The sequence below is a fragment of the Hoeflea sp. TYP-13 genome (genome assembly GCF_040932035.1).
GTDB lineage: Bacteria > Pseudomonadota > Alphaproteobacteria > Rhizobiales > Rhizobiaceae > Hoeflea_A.
On record NZ_JBFRBB010000001.1, the window covers coordinates 407497 to 420324 of the forward strand.

The 12828-nt window shown below is 54.3% G+C and carries 9 protein-coding genes, 1 tRNA gene and 1 pseudogene; 3 read left to right on the forward strand and 8 right to left on the reverse strand.

The features are described 5' to 3' along the window. The first annotated feature begins 121 nt into the window (after nucleotides 1-121). On the forward strand, nucleotides 122-1435 hold the full coding sequence (locus tag ABVT35_RS01885; RefSeq protein WP_368464541.1) for an alpha/beta hydrolase family protein: 1314 nt from the start codon (nucleotides 122-124) through the stop codon (nucleotides 1433-1435). Between the two features lie 52 nt (nucleotides 1436-1487). Here ABVT35_RS01885 and ABVT35_RS01890 read toward each other — a convergent pair whose 3' ends face one another. After that, on the reverse strand, nucleotides 1488-2072 hold the full coding sequence (locus tag ABVT35_RS01890) for a GNAT family N-acetyltransferase (protein WP_368464543.1): 585 nt from the start codon (nucleotides 2070-2072) through the stop codon (nucleotides 1488-1490). 56 nt (nucleotides 2073-2128) lie between these two features. Beyond that, nucleotides 2129-3088, reverse strand: coding sequence for a homocysteine S-methyltransferase family protein (locus tag ABVT35_RS01895; protein ID WP_368464545.1), 960 nt, complete (start codon nucleotides 3086-3088; stop codon nucleotides 2129-2131). Between the two features lie 184 nt (nucleotides 3089-3272). Here ABVT35_RS01895 and ABVT35_RS01900 point away from each other — a divergent pair, with 184 nt between their 5' ends. Further along, nucleotides 3273-3890, forward strand: coding sequence for a TetR/AcrR family transcriptional regulator (locus tag ABVT35_RS01900; RefSeq protein WP_368464546.1), 618 nt, complete (start codon nucleotides 3273-3275; stop codon nucleotides 3888-3890). 177 nt (nucleotides 3891-4067) lie between these two features. Beyond that, nucleotides 4068-4144 (forward strand) — tRNA-Arg (locus ABVT35_RS01905). A 77-nt stretch (nucleotides 4145-4221) separates the two neighbouring features. Here the strand turns inward: ABVT35_RS01905 and ABVT35_RS01910 are convergent. The 6 genes and pseudogenes from ABVT35_RS01910 to hsdR all read right to left on the reverse strand — a co-directional run bounded on the left by ABVT35_RS01910 (nucleotide 4222) and on the right by hsdR (nucleotide 12650). Further along, nucleotides 4222-5406, reverse strand: coding sequence for an HNH endonuclease (locus tag ABVT35_RS01910; protein WP_368464548.1), 1185 nt, complete (start codon nucleotides 5404-5406; stop codon nucleotides 4222-4224). Between the two features lie 14 nt (nucleotides 5407-5420). Further along, nucleotides 5421-5645: pseudogene (locus tag ABVT35_RS01915) on the reverse strand (leucine zipper domain-containing protein); the annotation flags it as partial. Between the two features lie 78 nt (nucleotides 5646-5723). Next, nucleotides 5724-7073, reverse strand: a complete 1350-nt coding sequence (locus ABVT35_RS01920; RefSeq protein ID WP_368464550.1) for an AAA family ATPase — start codon at nucleotides 7071-7073, stop codon at nucleotides 5724-5726. Beyond that, a complete protein-coding gene (locus tag ABVT35_RS01925) occupies nucleotides 7073-8827 on the reverse strand; it encodes a restriction endonuclease subunit S (protein WP_368464552.1) in 1755 nt (584 codons plus the stop codon). The genes ABVT35_RS01920 and ABVT35_RS01925 overlap by 1 nt, the downstream gene beginning before the upstream one ends. Then, nucleotides 8824-10296 carry an N-6 DNA methylase gene (locus ABVT35_RS01930; RefSeq protein ID WP_368464554.1) on the reverse strand — a complete coding sequence of 491 codons (1473 nt, stop codon included), beginning with the start codon at nucleotides 10294-10296 and terminating at the stop codon, nucleotides 8824-8826. Before ABVT35_RS01930 ends, ABVT35_RS01925 begins: the two co-directional genes overlap by 4 nt. Further along, the gene (gene hsdR, locus ABVT35_RS01935) at nucleotides 10293-12650 is read right to left on the reverse strand and encodes an EcoAI/FtnUII family type I restriction enzme subunit R (protein ID WP_368464556.1); all 2358 of its coding nucleotides are present in this window, start codon (nucleotides 12648-12650) and stop codon (nucleotides 10293-10295) included. Before hsdR ends, ABVT35_RS01930 begins: the two co-directional genes overlap by 4 nt. Nucleotides 12651-12828 lie beyond the last annotated feature (178 nt).

The window sequence follows — 12828 nt, forward strand, 5'->3', positions numbered from 1 at the left end:
TGATGGAATTTGTCACAACGCTGTCGCTGTCACATAATAGGATTGGCTTCAAACCTACTCAGTAGTATGTTGAACTTTCCGCCGCGGCGGCAATCGAAACGACAACCACAGGGATCACATCATGAAACATGCAATAGGGGTTGCAGTTATTTCCGGGCTGCTGTGCACGGCGGCGATGGCCGAGTCAAACCGTGTCGACGAAATCCGCCCGGACGCACCGGCACTGGCCGCCCATGGCAATAGCCCCATAGGCGTACGCACCATTGAGCTGAAGAATCCGGGGCAGGTCGATATTCTGAAAGTGGAAGCCGGCAAGGACCTGCCGCGCTACGACAGGCCTTTGACGCTTGAGGTGTGGTATCCGGCGGCTGACGGCACCGGTTCGGGCGGCACCTACAAGGATGTGTTCCTGCGTGACGGCGTCACCAAGGTCGACCTCAAGGGCAGGGCGGTCCGCGACGCCGAGCCGGCAAAGCCGGGGGCCGCTTATCCGTTGGTGATCATATCCCACGGCTATCCCGGCAACCGTTTTTTGATGAGCCATCTCGGCGAAAATCTTGCAACAAAGGGCTATGTGGTGGCATCGATCGACCACACAGAAAGTACCTATGACAACAAGGCCGCCTTCGGCTCGACGCTCGTCAACAGATCCATAGATCAGACCTTCGTTCTCGATGCGATCGACCGCATGTCGACGGAAGACGGCAATTTCCTGAAAGGTCTGGTCAATGCCGGCGATACCGGTGTTGTCGGCTATTCCATGGGCGGTTATGGCGCGGTGATCACTGCCGGCGGCGGTGTGACACAGGCAAGCACTGAATATCCGTGGGGCGCACCGGAGGGCACGTTGCAGGTGCATCTTGCTGGCAGCGATACCCATGAGGCGCTGATCGACCCGCGCATCAAGGCGGCTGTCGCTATTGCGCCCTGGGGCATGAACACCGGCTTTTGGGACGCAGCGGGTCTTTCGGGCCTGCGAATTCCAATGTTCTTCATCGCCGGCAGCGATGACGATGTGTCCGGCTATGAAAACGGCACCAAGGCGATTTTCGAGGGCAGCACCAATACGGACCGGTATCTCCTGACCTTCGAATATGCCAATCACAATGCCGGCGCGCCGATACCGGCCCCTGCGGAATCCTGGCTGCCGTCGGAGCATCTCGATTTCGTGCCCTTCGACCATTATGCCGATGCGGTGTGGGACAATGTCCGCATGAACAACATCACCCAGCATTTCGTCACCGCCTTTTTGGGCCAATACCTGAAGAATGACGGCGAAATGAAAGCCTATCTCGACCTGGTGGAAAAATCCGGCGACGGCGTCCACGCGCTTGAAGAAGACGGAACGCCGAAACCTGAACATACGTACTGGGAGGGCTTTCCGAACCGCACCGCCAAAGGCCTTAGCCTGATGCACAAGGCGAAGGGAGAATAAGACCCCACCCCTGCTTCAGACGGGGCGGTCGGCTGTGACCGCCCCCGTATTTTCATTTAAGCATCAGGACCCAGTTTTCACCCCGGCCATCCCAGCCTTGCTTGACCATCGGCCGGGTTGCGTGCTGCCGGTATCCGAGCCGCTCATAAAGGCGTTGGGCATCCCGGTTTGCATCGCAGACAATCAGGCTCATGCCGCGGCCTGCCGCCATGCCTTCAGCCTGCGACAGGAGCATCGTTCCGAGACCCTTTCCGCGGTGTTCGGGATAGATCGCCAGCACATTGATATAGTGCGTGCCCACGGCCAGATCCTCGAGTTCCAGCAGCGCCCGGAATACGGGCGGGGTATCTGCATATTCCTTTTGCGGCGTGGGCGCTTCGATCGGGTAGCTCGATACGCAGCCGGCGACATGTCCGTAGACTTCCGCGACAAGGGATTTGCGGTGTGAAAAACCGGCACTTTCACCGGCCGCGCGGCGAATGCCGATGGCCCAGGGGTCAACGTCTTCCTGTGCCTGTTCCGCCAGCGTCTGCCAGTGGTGGTATGCAAGACCCTCGCCGGCATGATTGACCAGCCTGGCCAGGTGATAGGCATCCTCAAAGGTTGCCGGTCTCGATGTGTAAGCTGTTTTCAACATTTTGATCTCCGTTCAGCCGATATCGCCGCGCCTTCGCACGGCTGACCTTTCGGTTATCAGGCAGTGACCTGGTGACGACAGGAATAGCCGATTGCACAAACATGTCTGTGGTCTGTGCCACAACAACCGCCAATAACTGCGAGGTTGGGCAGGAGTTCGAGCAGCGCTTTGTACTGTGCCCCGAGCTCCACCGGATCGCCGTCATCCAGCACCTCGGCCTTGTCCAGTTCCTCATGGCTCAAGCGCGACGCGTTGGCGCGCAGACCGCGGATGCGCCGGGTCCAGCTTCCGCCCCGTGCGATTACGTCCTGAAAATGATCGGGGTGGGCGCAATTGATCATGAAGTAGGCCGGTCGGGTTTCGGCATGCCCGTCAAGTTGATGGATTGCATCCTTCAGGCTTTGCCCGGAAGGCAGGCGTCCGTCGGTTTCCAGCGTGAAAGATATTGCCACCGGCACACCTTCGCCCTGTGCCGCCCTCACAATGCCCTCGGCCTCCTCGGCATAGGTGATTGTCAGCGCCGAGATCATATCCACGCCCGCGCCGGCAAAATTGGCAACCTGCGAGCGGTGGTAGGCCTCTGCCTCGTCTGCGCTCATTCTTGAATCGGCGCGGTAGCCGTCACCGCGCGGTCCGAGATTTCCGCTGACCACAAACGGCGTCTGCGGCGTTTCGTGTTTGGCGCGCAGATCGAACAGCATTTCGACCGCTTCCTGATGGATTATTTTGAGCGCCTCTTCGCTGTATCCCATCAGGGTGGCCCAGTCTCTGTTGGCACGCCAGGTCGGGGTCTCGAGTACGAAACCGTATCCCTGCTCGACCGACAGCGCCGCATAGCGGCTGTAGTATGACTTCAGCCATTCGGTCCCTTCTTTGCTGCGCAGCAAGTCAAATGAAGCAAAATACGGCAGTTCATAGCCGTCATGAAAGACCAGCGTGGTCTCCATGCCGCCATCAGTCAGCAACAAATGCCCATTGAGTTGTGGCAGATTGAGTCTATATTTTGCGTGGCTCATGTTTCTGTCCTTTCGTACTGACGGAAGCATGAGGATTATTGGCGATCGCTGATAGAAACTTCATGGTACGGTTTGCTGAAAAAATTTGTGTGCGTTTTTTCAAAGACTTATCGGCTCCTGTGGCGCCAGGGCGATTCTCAAGGGTCAAAAACTGTACTTCCGGTAAAGTGAAATGAGGCAGGTCATGGGAAAAGGGCAGGAAACACGCGAGCGTTTGATGGACATCGCCGAAGCGTCCGTTTTGACCAAGGGATTCGGTGCCACCTCCATTGACGAGATCATTGCGGCGGCGGACATCACCAAGAGCGGCTTTTTCTACCATTTCAAGGACAAGAACCAGCTCGCAAGAGCGCTTTTGCAGCGCTATGTCGATCGGGAGGACGCATTGCTCGACGACTTGTTCGACCGCGCGCGGGAATTGCACGACGATCCCCTCCACGCATTCCTGATCGGACTGAAGCTGTTTGCGGAAATGATGGCGGATCTGCCCAATGGACATCCCGGATGCCTCGTTGCCACCTGCTGCTACAATGAGCGTCTGTTCGACAGCGATGTGCGTGAACTCAACAGAAAGTCGGTTTTGAGCTGGCGGCAGCGCTTTCTGACCGAACTTGAAAACATCGTTGAAATCTATCCGCCGAAGGATGATGTCGACCTGGAAGCGCTTGCCGACATGGTGTCCGGCACGGTCGAGGGAGGTATTGTCATGTCCAAGGCGCTGGAGCAGCCCGAGGTGCTGGCCAAGCAGATCATGCTTTTCCGCTCCTACGCAAAGCTGCTGTTCCTGCCGGCGTATAATTGAAGAACCGCGGCAATCCTTCGCGTTTGTGTCTCACTGTCCAGGCACTCGCACCGAAGGCCCGCTCACCGGTGTGACGATCGCCTTGCTGCAATGGGCGGCAAATAGCGCTCGGCGGCACTTGCCCTTGCGCGACTGATCGGTTATCCAGCTTTTTGTGTTTGCGCGTCAACGCGCCGGGCACCCGTAGCTCAGCTGGATAGAGCGCTGCCCTCCGAAGGCAGAGGTCACACGTTCGAATCGTGTCGGGTGCGCCAAATTTTTCAATAAGTTAAGTTGAACAGCGTGGTGTATGGTTTTGGAAAAGGAACCACATAGTAACCACCGACTTACGTCAGTCGGTCGCTATTGAGCAACGTTCCAGCCGCAATTGTTGGCCATCAAGCGACACATCGAAATGGTCTGACTCAATGGTGACTGACGCAACACCATAGTGGAATTGGCGGTGGTGGTTGGCACACAGAGTCATGATGTTCGTGGCGGAAAGGGTTCCGATCTGGAGTTCGGAGACGGGGATTACATGGTGAGCCTCAACATACGGCACCCCATTCTTTTTCTTGAACGGATAGGGATCATTGCCGAGAGCTTCGCAGACCTGGCATTTGAACCCGTTCCGTTTCTTCACCAAAGCGCCAATATTCCCTCGTTCGATTGACTGGCTGATCCGCTTTTTTGCCTTTGGCGTTTGGCCTAACGCGTCTTTCTCAGCCTGTCGCATTTCATCGAGATCTGCGGCGAGTTCCTGCTGTATTTGTGGCTTTCGTGCGCTTCCCTTTAATGAAAACGCCCAATCCCTCACCAAGGCCTCCGCCTCGCGTAGTTCATTTCTCCAGGGGATACTCGCTGTTCCGGGCAGTTCGCGGGTAGCGATTTGTATCGCGTCCAAATCGGCAGCAGTCCAATTTCTGCTCTTTGAGGCGGCAGCCATTTGGTCTTGCGGAAACGCCCATCGCCGGTCTTCCTGTCTCCAGGCCCTTGCAAAGGGCGTTTCCGCACATAGGCCAAGAGGTGGAAGCCCGCATTTGTAGCAGGCGAAATCGATGCGCGACGTGATATTGCCAAGAACACGTCCATAGGACGAAAGATCATGGAATCCAAAAAATTCACCCACGTCGGTGTTGGAGTAGCCGCCAATTTGTCCCCTGGCAGCGATCATCTCGCGCCACCATCCGATAAGTTTGTCGGTTCGGATCTGTGTGATCAGCGATTGCGATGCTGGTGGCATGTCGCTTTCGTTTGGCTCACCGAGGGTTTGCCTCGCATACCATATCGCACGAGGCGAGAACTCGTCTGGGTGATCAAAGATGATCTTCTCGAAGGAAAGCTCTTCCAAATCAGCTTCCTCAAGAACCTCGAAGCCCTGAGTGGGCTTGTTCCTCATAACGGAAACTTCGGCTGCTTCGATCAACCCGCGATTGGCGATCATTTGAAACGTTCGATTGGCTGTTTCCCCCACCCGCTTCTGCAGCCCGACATAACGCGCAACCGCTTCGACGATCTTGTCTTCGGCAGGTGACAAATTCTCCAAATCCAGGTTGCTTCGGACACCGGGGAACGCAGTCTGTGTGGCCGCGAGGAGCGATCGGCCATACCGACAAGGCCGTGCTTCCTGTAGCGTTCCACCCAGCGTGCCACGATCTTCGCCGAGACACCAAAGGCGCGCGCGGCCTGGGCTTTGGAAAGACGGCCTTCGATCACCGACAGTGCCATTTCCTCTCGACGGCGTGGCATCAGACGGGCATTCTTGTGGATGTTCATTCGGACCTCTCCTTGAAGATTGAAGCTTGGTAACTCCAGTCTCCTCGGTCCGGTCCGAATGGACAACCTATTTGAAGCTCACAGATAGAGCCTTTCCCAAGCGGTTTTCAATATGGCCACGTCGGACACACCTTCAGTAAATACAATCGGCCGTGTACTCGCGCCAACAATCTGTTCAATATTCAACAAAGCTTCCTGCTCGGAAAAGCTGATCAGCCCAGCGGAGAGTGAGTTGATGATTTCGGGTTTCTCCAATTCCGCTGGAGCTACAAATTGACCATTAATCTCGAAGGTGCGCAGGCGAGTTTTGACCTTCGATGCAACGGTTGAAGCACTGTGGCTGCTCATCAGGATGTGGTTGGACTTTGCTGCCTCCTCGGAAATTTGCTGCACCTGAGAGAGAAAGTCGTACTGCCATTCCGGGTGCAGGAACGCGTCGGGCTCATCGAGCAGTGTGACGCATTCGCGGTTCTTGAAAAGCTCCGAAATCGCGAACAGGTAGATCGATTGGAATTGCCCATCGCTGAAAGCACGTGATGTGACTTCCACTGCATGGCCAAGCCGAACAGGAATCGACACATCTTCGATCATCCCGAGGGCGTGCAACGCATTGAACTGGCAGAAGACCTCATCCGGCGGCGTGTCGACGAATGTCTCACGGAACTTCGCTACATCGATATTCAGCTGATAAGTATCGGTGTCGCGGGCATAGAGCGAACCGGGTGTGAAGTCGCCCGTGATGCAACCCATCAGCCGGTCGAGGAAGCGTCGCGCGACGCCTTGAACACCCCAGAAGAGCTGATCATCCTCAAACGGATCATAGGCGCGCGATTGATGGACGATCCCTTTTCCGGGGCGGCGTAGCTTGAGCGCGGTCTTGCTGCCGACGCCTTCTATCCCGAGCTTGGTATAAAGAAACTGCCGCGCGCGTGTGTGCTCCGGCATCATCAGCATGAGGGCGAGCAGCATCGCCTTGTAGTCGGGGCCAATGCCGATGAAGCGGGGAATGTCAGCCACATTAGCCTTGCGTACGGTGCGGCGATAGCTGTCGCGATAGCGCCGGATGAGGTCCGAGACAGTATCGTTCTGACCGGAATAGTAGACGATGATGTTAGCAGGGAGCGGCACTTTTCGGAGTGTCTTGTACGCCTTGCCGGCGATATTGATCGAAAGTACTTCGCCCTTCCATTCGAGCCGCGTTTCCGCGCCGCGGATGTCCCAGCTGATCGAGTAGTCAAAATCCGGGCCCGAATTTTCCGCCTTGAAGGTGTAAATATGGTCGAAAATCTCGATCAGGGCTTCGAGAAAGTTGGATTTGCCTGAGCCGTTCTTGCCAACAAAGATGTCGATAAATTCCTCGCCACTGAAGTCGAGCGAGAAGTCGCGGAGGTTCTTGTAGCAGTTGATTGAGACGGAGCGGAGGCGCATCAGTTCTGCCCAGCTGTCAATTCATCCGCCAATCGTATAGACAGTTGATTCGAATATATAATTCTGTTTCGAAGTCCCTCCAGAACATGCAAAAACTCTTTATATCGCTCAACTATTTGTTGTTGTTCATTGTGGGGTGGCAATGGAACGAGCATACTGCGCATTGAAGTGCCGTTCACGTTGGCCTGCCCAGTTTGCTTGGTTATTTTCGGCTCCACTTGGGTTGACCGAAAGAAGCTCGAATTCATGACCATATTAACAAACTCGGGGAGTGTAGATTCTGGATGAAGTTTGATCCGTATAAGGTAGGACGCGAACGTAAAACTATCTGCGGCGCCTTGAAACAGTCCCGTCTTTCCAACCAATTCATAGCTATTCGTTCGGTTGTAAAGTAGGTCGCCTGGTTGAAGGAAGAGATCTGGCAACTCTGGAGAATTATCGGGAATACGTTTTTCGGATAATGTATCCACTGCGCCAGATTGAATATTCCCCATTGCAAGCACGGGAATTCCCTCCGTGCCTTCAAAAGCTTTTTGAGAGGTCCCGTATTGGGTGAACAAAGCTATCTCGCCAATCCTGGCCCAGTGCCAATGCTGCGGGATCGTGAATGGAGGCGATGCCGTTGGATACGGTTTAACGCGATCGCGGCGGATAATTCCCATTCGGATCAATTCGTCTCGTCGCGTAGCAATCTGTCCAAGCAGGTCCAATGCTTTCTCATGTGGGTCTGGCTCATGCTTAATTAGCTTACCTCTTACTGCCAGTTCGAGAATCGTCTGCTTCATGGATTCGATGCTGGCATCGGTGGTAAAGAGGGTGTCGAAGTGGGCCTCTATGCGGGACCAGTTTTCGGCTAGTTCGTCGGCGTCCTCGCTGTTCACGAGGGTGGCGAGGAGTTCGAGGACAAGCGTGTCGTGGGCAGCCATGGCCTCATGGGTGCCGGCCTCCAGCGCATCCACCAGAGCCAACAGCTCATCCACCTTTGCCACAATCCGCTTCTGCTCAGCAAGCGGTGGAATTGGGAAGGGTGCCTCTCGAGCGCGGTTGGTACCCAGTCGAGGTAAGTTCATCCCATGCACGGATGATGATGCGAATTCTACAAAATGAGGCGATTTTAAGTAGATCCTCAAGTAGTGTGGGTCGATACCATAGTGACCTCGGATTGGGATCATCTCAGTGGTACAAACCCCATCCTCATCAGCAACGATCACCTTGTCGAGATACGGCCGAAGTTTCCCATAAACAACGTCACCGGATTGGAAGCAGCTTTTCGAACTTCGAAACGTCCTCTCCTCGAATCGAAGCTTTTGGATTAAGCGAGAAGTCCGTTTCTCTATGTCTTCCAATTCCAGAACCCAAGTATCAGGGGGCAGTCCATTACCGTTTGTCTTTTCAGAAAATCCGTAGTTTGTGCAACTACCAAGGGCAATCCACTCCCAGTTTTGTGGAACATGGTACCAATGGTATTTGCGTGATAACGGGCGACACACTATCGACCCTCTAATCTTCTTTTCCGCTGATAGTTTCTTTGCTGCGGCCTCGATCTTTGAAAGGACCGATGAAGAGGGCTCATCCTTCATATCCTGAGGTACAAGTTTACCACGCACGGCAAGGTCAAAAATCAAGCTGCGGAGCTTTTCGATGCCGCAAAGAGAGAGCTTGCCACCATTACCGCGTCCGGCGCCGTTCTTGCGTTCGACCGCGCCGGTCCAGATATCAAGGTGATCGACGAGGAGTGTTGCCGGATCGCTCATGCCTTGCGCCCCAGCGCTTCGGACAGGATTGTCTTGAGCTGGTCGCGCAGTGCCTGCACCTCGCGCTGACTCTCTGCATAGGCAGCGAGCAGTTCGTTCGGGTCGTGGCTTTCTGCTTCGGCCACATACGGGTTCTTTTCATCAAGGTTGTAGCTGCGTTCGGCAACTTGCTCTGCTGTTACCTTCCAGGCATGCTGATTTTCCTGCCGTGAACGGAACTTCGCCGCCTCATCGCCCCACCAGTTGCGAAGGGCATCAAATTCCGCAAACTGCATCGGGCGGCCCTTGCTGTAGTTCACGACCCCTTCCGGGTAGGGCTGCTCCCAGAACCAGATGTCTTTTGTCGGTTGTCCCTTTGTGAAAAAGAGTATGTTGGTCTTGATACCCGTATAGGGATTGAAAACGCCGCCTGGCAGGCGAACAATCGTGTGAAGATTGCAGGCCTCGATCAGGTCCTTCTTGATCTTCGACTTTACGCCCTCACCGAACAGGAAGCCGTCCGGCAGAACGACGCCTGCGCGGCCATTGGTCCGCAACAGCTTAATGATCAGCGCCATGAACAGATCGGCTGTCTCTCGCGTGCGCAAATGGGCGGGGAAATTATTCTCGATCCCGTCCTCTTCCATGCCGCCGAAGGGCGGGTTGGTGGCAATGACGTGGACGCGGTCCCTTTCGCCATAGTCGCGATAGGGCTTGGCCAGTGTGTTGTCATGTCGAATACCTGTCGGAGTGTCGACACCGTGCAGGATCATATTGGTGACGCAGAGATCGAACGGCAGCGACTTCTTCTCAACCCCCCGGATTGTCCGGGAGAGCGTTTCACGGTCCTCGCTTGTCTGAACAAATTGCTGCTTGTGGTCGATGGTGCAAGAAAGAAATCCACCGGTACCGCAGGCAGGGTCGAAAACAATCTCGTCAAGTTGAGGATTGAGCTGGTCGATGATGAGTCGCGTGATGGCGCGGGGCGTGTAAAACTCACCGGCATTGCCGGCGCTTTGCAGGTCTTTCAGGATCTTCTCGTAGATATCGCCAAAGGTGTGGCGGTCTTCGGTGCTGTTGAAGTCAATCTCGTTGATCTTGTTGACCACCTGCCGCATCAGCGTGCCGGATTTCATGAAATTGATCGCGTCTTCAAAAACACCACGCACCACCTGGGCGCGCTTGCCCGCTGACCCCTGTGTCGGCAGGCCATCCTTCAGCTTCGGGAAAAGCTGCATGTTGATGAAATCGAGAAGAGCGTCGCCGGTGTCACCCTCCGTATTTGCCGCCCAATGACGCCAGCGCATATGTTCAGGAATCGGAGAAATAAAATCGTCCTCGATCAATTCCAGCTCGGCTTCCCGGTCATCAAAGATCTTCAGAAAGATCATCCAGACCAGTTGGCTGATGCGTTGAGCGTCGCCATCGACGCCCACATCTTTGCGCATGATGTCCTGAATGGATTTGATAACCCCGGTGAGATTCGTCATTCGTTATTGGCCTGTCCGTAAATTTGATCTTCCAGCTCGCGGATGGCCTTTTCATAAACTGATTTGCCGCCAAAGACAGTATTGATGATCTCAACGGGGGTTCCGATATCACTGAACGGTTTCAGCTTGAGGACTTTTGCCTGTTCGATGGTCGAAACGCCCTCATCGGCATATTTGTCGAGTAGCGCCTCAAGCACGGCGCGTGCCTGTTCTCCATACTTCGCAAAATAGTTCCGCTTCTTCACCCCGTTTGCCCGTTCGCGGCGGGTCAGCGGCGGCTGGTCATAGGCAACATGGCACAGGAGATCGAAGTCCCCGATATCATGGCCCACCTCCTCGGCGAGATTGGCAAGCAGAATGCCGCGTTCTTCAAGCTCATCGATGATCGCCTGTTTGCGGTCGCTGGCATTCCATGTCCGGATAAATTCATCGAGGGAACGATATTCTTCCTTGATCCGCTTGCGGGCGAATTCGCGATAGGACTCCGTGATCAGCTGGCCGTCAGGGCCAATATATTCGATGCGTTCCGCAATTATTGTTGCGTCCACGCCGCTGATGCGGATTTTTTTCACACCGGAATCGTATTGGTCTCCGTCCTCATCAAATCCGTTGTCGTCATTCGGGTCAGGGTCCGGCGGGACCGGATCATCGTCATCATCGGGCTCGTAGATGATAACGGGCTCTCCGTCGAAATCCGGATCACGGAACAGTTTGGTGGCCTTCTTGAAATCCATGATTGTGAAGAAGTACTTGTTATTGTCTTCATCGATCCGGGTGCCGCGGCCGATAATCTGCTTGAACATGGTCATCGAATTGATCGTTCTGTCCAAAACGATCAGTTTGCAGGTCTTGGCATCGACGCCGGTTGAGAGAAGCTGTGACGTTGTTGCGATGACGGGGTAGGGTTCTTCCGGATCAATGAAGCGATCCAGTTCGGCTTTGCCTTCTGCGCTGTCTCCCGTGATACGCATCACATATTTCGAATTGTCGCGGGCGAGATCGCCGGCGGCATTCACAATGGCCCGGCGCATGCGCTCCGCGTGGTCGATATCCTCACAGAAGATGATCGTCTTTGACATGGGATCTGTCGCCCGAAGCAGTTTCATCACCCGTTCGGCAACAAGTTTTGTCCGCTGATTCAGGATGAGAATCCTGTCCATGTCCTGCTGGTTGTATTCCCGCCTCTCGACTGCATAGCCGAGATCGTCAGTCATGCCTTCAGGCGGCGTCCATCCATCAATGTCCCGATCAATATCAATACGGATGACCTTGTACGGGGCTAGAAAGCCGTCCTCGATGCCTTCCTTCAAAGTGTATGTATAAACCGGTTCACTAAAATAGGTGATGTTGGAAACATACTCGGTTTCTTTCGGGGTAGCGGTCATTCCGATTTGGATCGCACTGTCGAAATACTCGAGGATTTCCCGCCAGGCCGAGTCCTCAGCGGCGCTGCCGCGATGGCATTCGTCAACGACAATCAAATCAAAGAAGTCCCGCGAAACAGATTTGAAGATTTTGTCCGATTCATCTGGACCGGTCATAGCCTGATAGAGTGCGAGATGGATTTCGTAAGCGGGATCGACCTTCCGGTTTTTAACCTTTGTCATGACCGCGCCAAACGGCTTGAAGTCATTGACCAGTGTTTGATCCACGAGAATATTCCTATCCGCCAGAAACAGAACGCGTTTGACCTCGCCGGCTTTCCAGAGCCTCCAAATGATCTGAAACGTCGTGTAGGTCTTTCCTGTACCAGTGGCCATAACCAGCAGTATTCGGTTTTGACCCTTTGCAATGGCTTCAATGGTCCGATTGATGGCATCTATCTGGTAATAGCGAGGTTCCTTGCCGTAACTGTCGACATGGTAGGGCTGCTCTACAAGCGCCGTATCATCGCTATCTTCAATATTGTGAAAGGCGCGATATCGGCGCCACAATTCTTCAGGTGACGGAAAATCACCGAGCGCAAATTCGGTTTCAATGTCCTCTCCCGAGCGCGCTACCTTGTTATGTGAAGCAAATGCATCGCCGTTCGAACTGAAGGCGGAAGGCAGATCGAGAATTTCTGCATATCCAAGCGCCTGTTGCAGACCATGTGAAACCGAAAAACTGTTTTCTTTTGCTTCCACAATCGCTACCGGCAGGGAGGGCTTCCAAGAAAGAACGTAATCTGCAAATTTTTTCTTTTTTTTGTTCCGTGAAGACAGGTTTCCGCGAACGACGACGGGCCCGGGAGTCAGTGTGACTTCGCGCCGGATTTGGGTAAGCGGATCCCAGTTGGCAGACTTGATAGCTGGGGAAATGAATAGGTCGCAAATGTCCGTTTCACTCAGCTGAAGTTTGTCTTTTTTGTCCAACTCGTGAAATTCCCTTCACCTTCGTCCAACCAAAAACACAAAACCTCTTTCCGGCGGGATTCAATCTTTCGATCTCAATTGATCGCTACTTTGACATCAATTGGTTGAAAATTTCAAATTACAACCCATTCCAGAACGGCTTCAGTTCCGAGATTGGGCGGGTGATCAGCGTATAGTT